Below are 13,405 nucleotides of genomic sequence, written 5' to 3' on the forward strand. Positions count from 1 at the left end.
GGTTACCAGTGCCATAGTGCGCCGTCATGCGCCTGCCGGTTGACCGGCAGGTAGGCGCGTTGGTAGGGATATCTGGCGGCGAGCTTTTCGTCGATGTCGACGCCATGGCCCGGCGCGTCGCCAGGGTATAGCATGCCCTGGCTGAAGGCGTAAGCATGGGGAAACACCGCGTCGGTCTCGTCGGTGTGCCGCATGTATTCCTGGATGCCGAAATTCGGCACCCACAGGTCGAAATGCAGGGCCGCGCCCATGCAGGCCGGCGACAGGTCGGTCGCGCCGTGGCAGCCGGTCCGCACCTGGTAGAGCGCCGCCAGGTCGGCGATACGGCGCAAGTGCGTGATGCCGCCCGCATGGACCACCGTGGCGCGGATATAGTCGATCAGCTGGTGTTCGATCAGGTCCTTGCAATCCCAGATGGTGTTGAAGACTTCGCCCACGGCCAGCGGCGTGACCGTATGCTGGCGGATCAGCCGGAAGGCTTCCTGATTCTCGGCCGGCGTGGCGTCCTCCATCCAGAACAGGCGGTACGGCTCCAGCGCCTTGCCCAGCCGGCCGGCCTCGATGGGCGTCAGCCTGTGGTGCACGTCATGCAGCAGGTGCGTTTCCCAGCCGACGGCGTCGCGCAACCGCTGGAACAGGCGCGGCGCGTGGTCCAGGTATTTTTCCGTGGACCAGTCGTGCTCGGAAGGCAGCGAACCATCGGCCGGCTCGTAGAACATGCGGCCGCGGCCCACGCCATACACAGCGTTCAGCCCAGGAACCCCGCTCTGCGCGCGGATGGCCATGTAACCCATTTCACGGTAGCGCAGCACCTCGTCCACGGTTTCGTCGATGTCGCGGCCGTTGGCGTGGCCGTACACCATGACGCCGGTGCGGCTCTTGCCGCCCAGCAGCTGGTACAGCGGCATGCCGGCCGCCTTGGCCTTGATGTCCCACAACGCCGTGTCCACGGCGGCGATGGCCGACATGGTGACCGGCCCGCGCCGCCAGTACGCGCCGCGGTACAGGTATTGCCAGATGTCCTCGATCTGCTGCGGATCGCGGCCGATCAGGCAGGGAATCACATGCTCGGTCAGGTAGGCCGCCACGGCCAGTTCGCGGCCGTTGAGCGTGGCGTCGCCGATGCCGTGCAGGCCTTCGTCGGTTTCGATCTTCAAGGTGACGAAGTTGCGGCCGGGGCTGCAGACGATAACGCGCGCTTGGGTGATCTTCATGAGTGGTCCTGTGGAATGCTGGAAACCCCTGGCCGAAGCCGGACGCCTACATCACCGCGCCCAGCTGCCAAGGCACGAATTCGTTCTGGCCGTAGCCGTGCTGTTCGCTGCGCGTGCGCCGGCCGGAGGCCGTCTCCAGCATCAGGCGGAATATGCGCTCGCCCATCTCCGCCACGCTTTGCGCGCCGTCAACCACCTCGCCGCAATTGATGTCGATGTCGTCGGATTGGCGCCGCCACAGGGCCGTGTTGGTCGACAGTTTCAGCGACGGCGCGGGCGCGCAGCCGTAGGCCGAGCCGCGGCCCGTGGTGAAACAGATCAGGTTGGCGCCGCCGGCGACCTGGCCCGTGGCGGAGACCGGGTCATAGCCCGGCGTGTCCATGAATACCAGCCCGCGCTCGCGGACCGTCTCGGCGTATTCGTACACGTCCGCCAGCCGGGTCGTGCCGCTCTTGGCGATGGCGCCCAGGGACTTTTCCAGGATGGTGGTCAGCCCGCCCGCCTTGTTGCCGGCCGATGGGTTGTTGTCCATCTCGGCGTCGTTGCGCGCGCAGTAGTCCTCCCACCAGCGCAGCCGGGCCAGCAGCTTGGCCGCGACCTCGGGCGAGGCCGCCCGCCGCGTGAGCAGATGCTCGCCGCCGTAGATCTCCGGCGTCTCCGACAGGATCGCCGTGCCGCCGTGGCGCACCAGCAGGTCCACCGCGGCGCCCAGCGCGGGGTTGGCGCTGATGCCCGAATAGCCATCGGAGCCGCCGCATTGCAGGCCCACGGTCAGCTTGCCCGCCGGCACGGGCTGGCGGCGGACGCGGTCGGCCTGCCCCAGCATCGCCCGCACCAGCTCGATGCCGTGCTCGACCGTCCTGCGCGTGCCGCCGGTCTCCTGGATGTTGAAGGTATGCAGCAGTCCGCTCTCGCGCAGTCCTTCCTGCTCCATCAGGCCGCCGATCTGATTGGTCTCGCAACCCAGGCCCAGCACCAGCAGGCCCGCGAAATTGGGATGCCTGGCGTAGCCGCCGAGCGTGCGGCGCAGCAGGCGCAGCGGCTCGCCTTCGCTGCCCGTGGCGCAGCCCGCGGCATGCGTCAGCGCCACGACGCCGTCCACGTTGGGATGGCCGGCGAGAGCCTCCGGATGGATGTCGCGGCGGAAATGGTCCGCGATGGCGCGGGCGGCCGTGGCGGAACAGTTCACGCTGGTGAGTATGCCGATGTAGTTGCGGGTGGCGACGCGGCCATCGGCCCTGACGATGCCCTCGAACCGCGCGGGCGCATCGACGTATTCGGTGGCGCGCGCGTCGGCGCCCACCGCGTAGTCGCGCTCGAAGTCGGAGAATTCCAGGTTCTGGGTGTGGACATGCGAACCGGCGGCGATGTCGCACCGCGCCACGCCGATGATCTGGTTGTAGCGCCGCACCGGCTCGCCGGCGGCGATCGCCCGCGTCGCCACCTTGTGCCCCGGCGGCACCAGCCCGCGCACGGTGACGTTTTCGCCCGCCAGGCGCGTGCCGCCGGCCAGTTGGCGCCTGGCGATCACCACGTTATCCGCCGGATGGATGCGTATGACGGCGGTATCGATATCAGGCATGGATGACTCCTGGCGCGCGCGCCGCTAACCGTCGATCAGCGAGGGATCCCAGGCGTGGACGCGCTGCTGTTGCTCGCCCAGGCCCGCGATGCCCAGCCGCATCTCGTCCCCCGCCTTCAGGTAGACGGGCGCCGGCTTTTGGCCCATGCCCACGCCCGGCGGCGTGCCGGTGCTGATCAGGTCGCCGGGGTACAGGGTCATGAAGCGGCTGACGTACGACACCAGCTGCGCCACGCCGAACACCATGGTCCGTGTGCTGCCGTTCTGATAGCGCTTGCCGTTGACGTCCAGCCACATATCCAGCGCCTGGGGATCGGCGATCTCGTCGGCGGAGACCAGCCACGGGCCGACCGGGCCGAAGGTGTCGCAGCCCTTGCCTTTGTCCCAGGTGCCGCCGCGCTCGATCTGGTATTCGCGCTCGGACACGTCATTGACCACGCAATAGCCCGCCACGTGTTTCATGGCGTCGGCTTCGCTGACGTAACGGGCCCGCTCGCCGATCACCACGCCCAGTTCGACCTCCCAGTCGGTTTTGACGGAGCCTTGCGGCAGCACCACCGGATCGTTGCAGCCGATCACGGCCGAGGTGGGCTTCATGAAGATCACCGGCTCGGCAGGCACCGGCAGGCCGGACTCGGCCGCGTGGTCGGCGTAGTTCAGGCCGATGCAGACGAATTTGCCCATGCCGCTCCAGGGCGGGGCCAATCGGCCCGGACGCTCCACCAGCGGCAGGCTGGCCGGGTCCAGCCCGCGCAGCGGCGCCAGGCCGGCAGGCGTTAGCATGGCGGCGGCGATGTCCGGCACGACGGCCGACAGATCCCGCACCTGCCCGCTGGCGTCCAACATCCCGGGTTTCTCCGCGCCTTTCGCGCCATAGCGCAACAATTTCATCGCATGTTCCTTTTGTGTAAGCGTTGAATATTCAGTTCGACCAGCCGCCGTCGATGACCTGGGCCGTGCCCGTGGTGAAGGCCGACTCGTCACTGGCAAGATACACCGCCAGCAACGCGATCTCCGCGGCGCTGCCGATGCGGCCCATGGGCTGGCGGGCAACGAAGGCGGCCTCCACCGCGGCCAGGGTCTGCCCGCCCGCGCTCGCCTGCGCCTCGATGCGCTGGCGCAGCGAGGGCGACTCCACCGTGCCCGGGCAGATGGCATTGCAACGTATGCCCTGGCCCACGTAATCCGCCGCAACGGACTTGGTCAGCCCGATCACCGCCGCCTTGGTCGCGCCATAGACGCAGCGGTTGGGCGCGCCCTTGATGCTGGAGGCCACCGAGGCCATGTTGACGATGGAGCCCCCGCCGCGCGCCAGCATGCCCGGCAGGCAGGCGCGGATCATGCGGTACATGGATTTCACGTTCAGTTCGAACGAAAAATCCCAGGCCTGCTCGTCGCAGTCCAGGATGGTCCCGGCATGCACGAAGCCGGCGCCGTTAAATAGCACGTCCACCGGCCCCGCTTCGGCGGCCAATGCGGCGGCGGCGTCCGCGCCGGTTACGTCCAGCGTCCGCCGCCGGCATCCCGCCAGCGTCTCCAGCGCCCCGCCGTTGATGTCCACCGCCAGCACGTCGGCCCCTTCGCGCGCGTAGGCCTCGGCCACGGCGCGGCCTATGCCCTGTCCGGCGGCGGTAACGATGGCGGTCTTGCCTTGCAATCTTCCAGTCATGGCGATTTCCTTTTCACTTGGCCATGCCCATGGCGGTGGGCAGCCACAGCGTGATCTGCGGGATGTAGGTGATGGCGATCAGAGCCAGGAACAACGGCATGAGCCACGGCAGGATGGCGACCGTGGTCCGTTCCACCGACAGCCTGGACACGCGCGCCAGCACGAACAGCACCATGCCCATGGGTGGGTGCAGCAGGCCGATCATCAGATTCAGCGTCATGATCAGGCCGAAGTGGATCGGGTCGATGCCGAGCTTGAGCACAATGGGCAACAAGATCGGCACCAGGATGGTGATGGCGGCGATGGTGTCGATGAAGCAGCCGACGATCAGGATCAGCACGTTGGCCATCAGCAGGAACACCCATTTGTTCTGCGTCACGCTGAGGATGCCGTCGGTCAGCGCCTGGGCCGCCTGGGTGGTGGTAAGCAGCCACGCGAACACCGAGGCGGCGGTGACGATGAAAAGCACGGACGCGGTGGTCTCGATCGTGTCGAACGAGGCCTTGGCCAGGGTGCGCAAGGTCATGGAGCGGTAGCGCACCAGCCCCAGGAACAGCGCCCATATCACGGCGGCCACGGCCGCCTCCGTGGGCGTGAACCAGCCCAGCGTCATGCCGCCGATCAGGATCACGGGCGCCATCAGCGCCATCACGGCCGAGAAGTTGTAGCGCCAGTCCAGCGCCAGCAACAGGGCGAAGGCGATGCCCGCGGCCAGGTTGGCCGACATGCCGAACTCGGTCATGAGCCAGATCGCCATCGGAAACGCCAGCACGATGCACACTTCCAGCGTGGCGCCGCCCAGCCGTTTCCAGTCGAACGACACGTCGCCGCCCCAGTTGTTGCGGCGCGCGTAGTAGGCCACGGTCAGCATCATCAACACGGTCAGCACGGCGCCGGGGATAAGGCCGGCCAGGAACAGCGAGCCGATCGACACGTTGGCCATCATGCCGTAGATGACGAAAGGCAGCGAAGGCGGAATGATGGGCCCCAGCGTGGCCGAGGCGGCCGTCACGCCCACGGCGAACTCGGTCTCGTAGCCGTGGTCCTTCATGGCCTTGATCTCGATGGTGCCCAGGCCCGCGGCATCGGCGATGGCGGTGCCCGACATGCCGGCGAATACCACCGAGCCGATGATGTTCACCTGCCCCAGGCCGCCGCGCATCCAGCCCACCAGCGCCACCGCGAAGTTGTAGATGCGGCCGGTGATGCCGGCAATGTTCATGAGGTTGCCGGCCAGGATGAAGAACGGCACGGCCAGCAGCGGGAAGGACTCGACGCCCGCGATCATGCGCTGCGCGACCACCACGTCGGGCACGCTGCCCGAGACCAGCACGAACAGCAGCGATGCGCCCGCCATGGCTACCGCCACCGGCAGGCCGAAGATCATCAACAGCAGAAAGGTTCCGATCAGTATGCCCATGTCTCGCTTCCGGTTGTCGTTGTCGGATTCCGGGAGCCGCCCCGGATCGCCTGCCCTAATCCTGCGCGTCGTAGGCGGCGGGGTTTTCGAGGATGGAGTAGCCCTGGCGCCAATTGCACATCGACACCTGCACGGAGCGCAGGAACATCAAGGCGAATCCCGCCAGCGCCACCCAGTAGACATAGGCTTTGTTCCAGAACAGCGTGGTCATGGGCTCGTCGCCCACCAGCGCGATGTAGCGGTAGGTGAGCCACACCGCATAGCCGAAGAACGCCGTGCGCAGCAAGTCGATCGCGGTTGCCAGGACGCGCCCCACGGGGCGCGGCAGGTAGCGGTACAGGAAGTCGACCTGGATGTGCCGGCAGGCGCGCACGCACATGGCCGAGCCCAGGAACACCACGCCGATGAGGCAATAGACGGCCAGTTCTTCGGTCCAGGCGTAGGAGTCATTCAGCACATAGCGCGAAAAGAACTGCAGGAAGACCAGCAGCGCCATGATCCAGAAGATGGCCAGGCAGATCCAGTCCTCGGGCTGATAGCCCGCCAGGCTGACCTCGTGATGATCGGCCTCCTCGAAACTGTGGACGATCTCCTCCGCCGTGGCCGGCGGCGGCTGCTGCCCGGCGGACCGGACGGGGTTGTGGCTGGCGGCCGCCATGACGGCGGCCTTGGCATCGGAATGCATGGCGTTCCCCTTGTGCGGAATCGGATGGATCGCTGCGGGGCCGCGCGGGCGGCCCCGGGCGCGCTCAATTCACGGCCTGGATCCGTTCCCAATCCGATTTTTCGTAGCCGTACTGCTTGAACGGCACTTTCTCCAGCACGGTGTCGCGGAAGTCCTGGACGTTCACCTCCGCCACGTTCAGGCCGCGCTTGCGGAAAACCTCGACCATCTTCTTCTCGCTTTCGGCCACCTCGGCGGACGCCTTCTCCGCCGCCTGCTGCGCGACCTCGGAGAAGATCTTCTTGTCTTCGTCGGACAGGTTCTTCCACAGCTTGCCCGAGATGACGGTATTCAGGTGATCGACGATGTGGCCCGTCAGGATGATGTTCTTCTGCACCTCGTAGAACTTCTTGGCCTCGATGGTGGTGAGCGGGTTCTCCTGCGCCTCCACGGTGCCGTTCTGCAAGGCCAGGTAGACCTCCGCGAAGGCGATCGGCGCGGTGTTGGCGCCGCAGGCGCGCGGCATGGCCAGGTAGGCGGCCACGTCGGGCACGCGGATCTTCAGGCCCTTCATCTCGGAACACTTGGTGAAGGGGCGGTTGGACGTGGTCTGGCGCGTGCCGTAGTAGGTGGTGGCGACGATGTGGTTGCCGCTCTTCTCGTCGTAGCCTCGCGTGAGCTCCTTGTAGATGTCGCTCTTGGTGTAGGCGATCAGGTGCTCGGGATTGCGGAAGGTGTAGGGATAGTAGGTGACGCCGATGCGCGGGAAGCTCTTGGCCGCGAAGCTGGAGCCCGAGATGATGATGTCGACCGTGCCCAGGGTCAGGCCCTGGTTGATGTCGTTTTCCTTGCCCAGCTGCGAGGCGGGGTATACGTCGATCTGGTAGCGGCCATTGGTGCGCTTGCCGATTTCCTGCGCCGCCCAGACGGAGGCGGTATGGAAAGGCTCGGATGTCTCGTACACGTGGGCCCACTTGAGCTTGGTCTGCGCCAGCACGCTGCCGCTGGCGGCGAGCGCCAGGGCGGCAACCAGCGCCTTGACGGCGTTGCCTAGGTTCATGTCGTCTCCTCGTTGTTTTTCGGATGCCCGTCCCGGCGGCCCGTAGCGAGCCGCCGGCGGATCATGCTTCAACTACAAGTTGCACCTTGGTACTGCGACTGCGATCCGCCGCCAGCTCGAAGGCCTCGAACGCCCGCGACAACGGCAACTGCGCGCTCATCAGGGGCCGCACGTCCACCTTGCGCGAACGCAGGTAGGAGACCGCCCAATCGAACTCCACGCCCGCGCGGAACGCGCCGACATAGTCGAGCTCCCGCGCCATGATGTTGTTGGCCGGGAACGCGATGCCCTCGGCGGGCAGCGTTCCCACCTGCACGATGCGGCCGCCGCGCCGCGTCGCCGCCAGGCAGGTCGCCAGCGCGGCCGGGCTGCCGGCGGCCTCGACGCTGATCTCGGCGATGTCGGCCAGCTCGGCGGGCGCTAGCCGGTCGCTGCGCACGGTCTCGTCGGCGCCAACCACGCGCGCCATGTCCAGGGGCCGGTCGGCAATGTCCGCGACGATCACGCGCGCCGCGCCCGCCAGCCTCGCGGCCAGCACGGTCATGCAACCTATCGTGCCGCCGCCCGTCACCAGCACGGTCTTGCCCATCAGCGGCCCGGCCCGGTTGATCCCGTGCAGGCCGATGGACAGCGGTTCGGCGCAGGCGATTTCGCCCAGCGAAACATCCTCTTCCGGCACTGGCGTAAGCTGCCGCTCGCCCATCACGAAGCGTTCGCGGAACATGCCCTGCACGTGCGGATAGACGCTGGCGCTGCCGAGGAACCGCATGTTGCGGCAAAGATTGTCGCGGCCGGCGCGGCAGTAATCGCACCCGCCGCAAGGATGCGAGGGGTTGATGGCGACTTTCATCCCCGGCGCCACCGAACGCACGGCCTCGCCGACGCGCAGTACCACGCCCGACGCCTCATGGCCGGGGATGAGGGGCTCGCGGATGACGAAGGCGCCCACGCGGCCATGCAGGAAGTAGTGCAGGTCGGATCCGCAAATGCCAGCGGCTCCCAGCCTGAGCTCCACCTCGTGCGGCGCCAGCGGCGCGACGTCGTCCGGTTCCAGGCGCAGGTCGCGCGCCCCGTGGATGCGACAGGCCAGCGTCATGGCGGCGCGCTCCTTGGCGTCCGCAGCGGGAAGGCCCTGCGCGCGATGTTCATGGTTCCATCTGCTCCCGGCTGTCGACTTGCTGGCCGGGCGCGTCGGCGCCGGGCCAGCTTGCGGTGAGGCGGTCGTGCGAGCAGGCCAGGTGATGGTGCATGGCGGCGCGCGCCCCGCGGTCGTCTCCGGCGCGGATGGCGTCGATCACCTTGCGGTGCTCGGCGATGGCGGCGGCCCAGCTGGCGGGGTTCTCGAAGTAGTCGCCCAGTTTCACGGATAGCGGGTTGTGGCGCTCGTCGAACAGTTCGCTCACCACGCGCACCAGCACGGCGTTGTTCGCCATCTCGGCGACGCGCAGGTGGAATAGCCGGTCGCCGCGGATGGGCACGTTGCCGGCAAGCGCTTCGTCTTCCATGGTCCCCACGGCTTCGGCCAGCCCGTCCACCAGCGCGGGAGCGTTGCGCAACGCGGCCTGCGCGGCCAGCTCGCCCTCGATCACCTGGCGGGCGCGTATGGTTTCCAGCGGGCTCTCGGCCGTCAGGCTGGTGCGCGGGGCCCCCGCCAGGCTCTGCACATAAACGCCCGACCCCATGCGGACTTCCACCCAGCCTTCGACCTCCAACGCGATCAGCGCCTCGCGCACCGAAGGGCGGGACACACCCAGCTTGAGCGCAAGATCGCGCTCGGGCGGCAGGCGAGCGCCGACAGGGAACTCGCCCGCCTCGATCAGCAGCCGGAGCTGGTCGGCGATCTGGCGGTACAGGCGGCGGGGTTCGATGGTCTGGATGGGCATGGACGGCGAAGCAAATGGCGCATTCAGGCAAAAAGGTAAAGTGGCCTTACCAATTGACCAAAATCTTGCGCCAGTCCCGGATGCGTCACAATTAGGGTTTGCCCAAAGATGTCACGGCCGCGCGGGCAATGCATATCTGTTAAAAAGCCGCCACACCCAGCCCACTTTCCGCACCATGTCACAGAACCCGCATCACTCGCCCTACAAGAGCACAGGCGGCCTGCGTCGCATCCTGAACGCGCTGCGCTACTCCCTGCAGGGCCTGAAGGCCGCGATCAAGTACGAAGCGGCGTTCCGCCAGGAGCTGGCCCTGGCCGTCCTGATGATCCCGGCCGCGTTCTTCCTGGGCCGCACCACGGTCGAAGTGTTTTTCCTGGTGGGCACGGTGATCATGGTGCTGGCGGCCGAGCTGCTGAATTCCGCCATCGAAGCGCTGGCCGACGCGCTTTCCGTCGAATCGCACCCGCTCCTGGGGCGGGCCAAGGATCTGGGCAGCGCCGCCGTCATGCTGCTGCTGATCTTCGCCGGAACGGTCTGGATAGGCGTCGCCATCAGCCGTTTCGTCATGCATTGACACGGCTTGGCATCTCCCGGGAGATGCGCCGCTATTTATACTGGGAGCCATGATGCCTAGATCGACGTCGGACACCACGGAACGCATTGTCATCGTCGGCGGCGGCGCCGGCGGCCTGGAACTGGCTTCCAAGCTGGGCCGCGTCCACGGGCGGCAGCACATCACCCTGGTCGACAGCCGGCCGTTTCACATCTGGAAGCCTTCGCTGCATGAAGCGGCGGCCGGCACGCTGGACATCCACCAGGAAGGCCTGTCATACCTGATGCTGGCCCACCTGAACGGCTTTTCGTTCGCGCAGGGCCGCCTCGACAGCGTGGACCGCGACCGCCGCCGGATCGTGCTGGACTCGGTGAGCGACGCGCAGGGCCATGAAGTCCTGCCCCGCCGCGAGCTGGCGTACGACACGCTGGTCCTGGCCCTGGGCAGCACCTCCAATTTCTTCAATACCCCCGGCGCCGCCGAGCACGCCGTCACGCTGGACACCACGGAGAACGCCGAGCAGTTCCGCCTGACCATGCTCAAGGCGATGGCGCAGGTGGACCTGGCGAAGGTAAGCAACCCGTCGGCCCGGCTGGACCTGGTGATCGTGGGCGGCGGCGCAACCGGCGTCGAGCTCGCCGTGGAACTGGTGGAAGCCAGCCACGTGGTCAGCGCCTACGGCCTGCCCAATTTCCGCGCCGAACGCGACCTGGCCATCACGCTGGTCGAGGGCGCGCCGCGCATCCTGTCGGCGCTGCCGGAAAAGATCTCGGTGGCGGCCACCAACCGCCTCACCGAATTGGGCATCCGCGTGGAAACCTCCTGCCGGGTGTCGGAAGTCACGGCCGACACCGTGCGGACGGCGGATGGCCGCGAGATTCCCGCCCAGCTCTGCATGTGGGCGGCGGGGATCCAGGGCCCGGCCCTGCTCGCCGAGCTCGGGCTGCCGCTGAACAGGCTGGGCCAGCTGGAGGTCAACGAGCGGCTGGAAACGCCGGATCCGCACGTCGTAGCGCTGGGCGACTGCTGCGCCGCGCCGTGGCGCGACGGCCGCACCGTGCCCGCCCGCGCGCAGGCGGCGCACCAGGAGGCCGATTACCTGGCGAAGAAGCTCACCGCGCGCTTGCGCCATGCCGCCGAGCCCGCCGAACCCTATGTCTACCAGGACCACGGCTCGCTGGTTTCGCTGGGTCAGGACGCGGGCGTGGGCAGCCTGATGGGCAAGCTGGCCGGACGGGGCCTGTTCGTAAGCGGTACACTGGCGCGCCTGATGTACATGAGCCTGCACCTGATGCACCACAAAGCCGTGCTGGGCATCTCGCGCACCGCCTCCCTGGCCCTCGCCCGCCTGCTCATGCGGCGCACGCGTCCCCGGGTCAAACTGCACTGAATCCCCATGAACTTCATCCAAAAACTCGAACACGCCTGGACCACCAGCAACTCGCTCCTGCAAGTCGGGCTCGATCCCGACCCGCAACGCTTCCCGCGCGAACTGCAGGGCAAGCCGGACGCTATCTTCCAGTTCTGCCGCGACATCGTCGACGCCACCGCGCCGTATGCCTGCAGCTTCAAGCCGCAGATCGCCTACTTCGCCGCCCACCGCGCCGAAGACCAGCTGGAAGCGCTGTGCCAGCACATCCGGGACAAGCACCCCGACCTGCCCATCGTGCTCGACGCCAAACGCGGCGACATCGGCTCCACCGCCGAGAACTATGCGCGCGAAGCCTACGAGCGCTATCAGGCGCATGCGCTCACCGTCAGCCCCTATATGGGCCTGGACTCGGTGGAGCCCTACCTGGCGTGGCGCGACCGCGGGGTGATCGTGCTGTGCCGCACGTCCAATCCCGGCGGTTCCGACCTGCAATTCCTGAAGATGGATGACGGCCAGCCGCTGTACCTGCACGTGGCGGGCCTGGTGGCCGACAAATGGAACGCCAATGGCCAGTGCGGCCTGGTGGTGGGCGCCACGTTCCCCAACGAACTGGCCGCCGTGCGCCAGCGCATCGGCGACGCCCTGCCCCTGCTGGTCCCGGGCATCGGCGCCCAGGGCGGCGACATCACCGCGACCGTGAACGCCGGCGCCAACGCGGCCCGCAACGGCATGATGATCAATTCGTCGCGCGCCATCATCTACGCAAGCGGCGGCGACGACTGGCGTGAGGCCGCCGGCACGGCGGCCCAGGGCCTGCGCGACGCAATCAACGCGGTCCGCTGACCGCCCCCGCCGGGCTCAGCGCCGGTTGACCGGCGCGCCCAGCAGCTCCAGCGCGCCGCGCAAGGCATAGTCCACCGCGGCCTGGCGCACTTGCCCGCGGTCGCCCGGGAACACGTGGGTGACGGCGCGGCTGCTGATGCCGTCGCCGGCGCGCACGGCGAAACCGAAGCACACCATCCCCACCGGCTTGCCGGGCGTGGCGCCGCCCGGCCCCGCGATGCCGGTCGTGGACACCGCCACATGCGCGGCGGGAGACGCCAGCAGCACGCCGTTGGCCATTTCCAGGGCGACGGGCTCGCTGACCGCCCCGAAGTGATGCAGGGCATCGGGCGAAACGTCCAGCTCGGAGACCTTGGCATCGTTGCTGTACGTGACGAAGCCCCGCTCGAACCACTCGCTGGACCCCGCCACCGCCGTGATGGCGCCCGCCAGCAGGCCGCCGGTGCAGGATTCGGCCGTGCCCAGCATCCAGCCCTTGCGCCGCAAGGCCTCGCCCAGCAGTTCGGCCAGGCCCAGCGAGGTCGCCTGGGCCAGCTCCGGCGCCGACCGGCCCGGCCGGAGATTCTTTTGTTCGCTCATCCCAAGACTCCTGTGCGCACGACCAGCGCCATGACCAGCAACGCGTATCCCGCCGCCACGATGTCATCCCACATGACGCCGAAACCGCCCTTGATGTGGGCGTCGAAGAACTTGATGGGAGGCGGCTTGACGATGTCGAACGTGCGGAACAGCACGAACGCCAAGGCCTGCGCCAGCCAGCCGCCCGGCGTCAGCCAGAGCACCAGCCAGAACGCCACCATCTCGTCCCAGACCATTCCGACATGATCCGGCTGCTGGAGTTCGCGGCCCACGCGATGGCAGGCCCAGCATCCGTACAGGAACGCCACGGCGAGGAACACGCCGATCGCCAGGTCCGACGCGGCCGGCGCAGCGGCGATCCAGATGGCCCAGGCCAGCAGCGTGCCCCACGTGCCCGACGCCGGCCGGATCAGGCCGCTGCCCAGGCCGAACGCAATCAGCCGGCCAGGGTCGCGGCAGATCCAGGACAACGGCGGGTAGGCGGCGCGGGCGCGGTCGCGCATCGAGGAGGACGGGGTATCGGAGGACGGCATGTCTGGAGGTTGGAAAGAGTCTGCGAGCGGGGA

The 13,405-nt window shown here is 67.8% G+C and carries 14 protein-coding genes; 3 read left to right on the plus strand and 11 right to left on the minus strand.

The features are described 5' to 3' along the window. Positions 1-2: 2 nt before the first annotated feature. From manD to ACN6PJ_RS03940, 9 genes are all read right to left on the minus strand, one after another. Positions 3-1,214: a D-mannonate dehydratase ManD gene (gene manD, locus ACN6PJ_RS03900; protein ID WP_427994597.1), complete on the minus strand. Its 1,212-nt coding sequence runs from the start codon at positions 1,212-1,214 to the stop codon at positions 3-5. A gap of 46 nt (positions 1,215-1,260) precedes the next feature. Further along, entirely contained in the window at positions 1,261-2,796 is a 1,536-nt protein-coding gene (locus tag ACN6PJ_RS03905; protein WP_427994598.1) for a UxaA family hydrolase, read from the minus strand. A gap of 24 nt (positions 2,797-2,820) precedes the next feature. Further along, a complete protein-coding gene (locus ACN6PJ_RS03910) occupies positions 2,821-3,687 on the minus strand; it encodes a fumarylacetoacetate hydrolase family protein (protein ID WP_427994599.1) in 867 nt (288 codons plus the stop codon). A gap of 31 nt (positions 3,688-3,718) precedes the next feature. After that, positions 3,719-4,465 carry an SDR family oxidoreductase gene (locus ACN6PJ_RS03915; RefSeq protein WP_427994600.1) on the minus strand — a complete coding sequence of 249 codons (747 nt, stop codon included), beginning with the start codon at positions 4,463-4,465 and terminating at the stop codon, positions 3,719-3,721. A 13-nt stretch (positions 4,466-4,478) separates the two neighbouring features. Further along, entirely contained in the window at positions 4,479-5,885 is a 1,407-nt protein-coding gene (locus ACN6PJ_RS03920; protein WP_427994601.1) for a TRAP transporter large permease, read from the minus strand. Between the two features lie 55 nt (positions 5,886-5,940). Next, entirely contained in the window at positions 5,941-6,570 is a 630-nt protein-coding gene (locus ACN6PJ_RS03925; RefSeq protein WP_427994602.1) for a TRAP transporter small permease, read from the minus strand. Positions 6,571-6,634: 64 nt separating this feature from the next. Beyond that, positions 6,635-7,609, minus strand: coding sequence for a sialic acid TRAP transporter substrate-binding protein SiaP (locus tag ACN6PJ_RS03930; protein WP_427994603.1), 975 nt, complete (start codon positions 7,607-7,609; stop codon positions 6,635-6,637). 61 nt (positions 7,610-7,670) lie between these two features. Further along, positions 7,671-8,705: an L-idonate 5-dehydrogenase gene (locus tag ACN6PJ_RS03935; protein WP_427994604.1), complete on the minus strand. Its 1,035-nt coding sequence runs from the start codon at positions 8,703-8,705 to the stop codon at positions 7,671-7,673. A 49-nt stretch (positions 8,706-8,754) separates the two neighbouring features. After that, complete coding sequence (locus tag ACN6PJ_RS03940; RefSeq protein WP_427994605.1) at positions 8,755-9,492, minus strand: FadR/GntR family transcriptional regulator; 738 nt, start codon at positions 9,490-9,492, stop codon at positions 8,755-8,757. Between the two features lie 175 nt (positions 9,493-9,667). Between ACN6PJ_RS03940 and ACN6PJ_RS03945 the strand changes: the two genes are divergently transcribed. From ACN6PJ_RS03945 to pyrF, 3 genes are read left to right on the plus strand one after another with little or no spacing between them, the layout of a single operon-like run. Continuing rightward, the gene (locus ACN6PJ_RS03945; RefSeq protein ID WP_427994606.1) at positions 9,668-10,066 is read left to right on the plus strand and encodes a diacylglycerol kinase; all 399 of its coding nucleotides are present in this window, start codon (positions 9,668-9,670) and stop codon (positions 10,064-10,066) included. Between the two features lie 49 nt (positions 10,067-10,115). Then, positions 10,116-11,435 carry an NAD(P)/FAD-dependent oxidoreductase gene (locus ACN6PJ_RS03950; RefSeq protein ID WP_427994607.1) on the plus strand — a complete coding sequence of 440 codons (1,320 nt, stop codon included), beginning with the start codon at positions 10,116-10,118 and terminating at the stop codon, positions 11,433-11,435. Between the two features lie 6 nt (positions 11,436-11,441). Then, positions 11,442-12,260 (plus strand): orotidine-5'-phosphate decarboxylase, encoded by an 819-nt coding sequence (gene pyrF / locus ACN6PJ_RS03955; RefSeq protein WP_427994608.1) that lies wholly within the window; start codon positions 11,442-11,444, stop codon positions 12,258-12,260. A gap of 15 nt (positions 12,261-12,275) precedes the next feature. Here the strand turns inward: pyrF and ACN6PJ_RS03960 are convergent, their stop codons facing one another. After that, the gene (locus ACN6PJ_RS03960) at positions 12,276-12,839 is read right to left on the minus strand and encodes a CinA family protein (protein ID WP_427994609.1); all 564 of its coding nucleotides are present in this window, start codon (positions 12,837-12,839) and stop codon (positions 12,276-12,278) included. Further along, positions 12,836-13,342 carry a phosphatidylglycerophosphatase A family protein gene (locus ACN6PJ_RS03965; protein WP_427994881.1) on the minus strand — a complete coding sequence of 169 codons (507 nt, stop codon included), beginning with the start codon at positions 13,340-13,342 and terminating at the stop codon, positions 12,836-12,838. Before ACN6PJ_RS03965 ends, ACN6PJ_RS03960 begins: the two co-directional genes overlap by 4 nt. Between the last annotated feature and the right edge of the window lie 63 nt (positions 13,343-13,405).

This window comes from Achromobacter sp., from assembly GCF_050285585.1.
Taxonomy (GTDB): Bacteria; Pseudomonadota; Gammaproteobacteria; order Burkholderiales; family Burkholderiaceae_B; genus Achromobacter.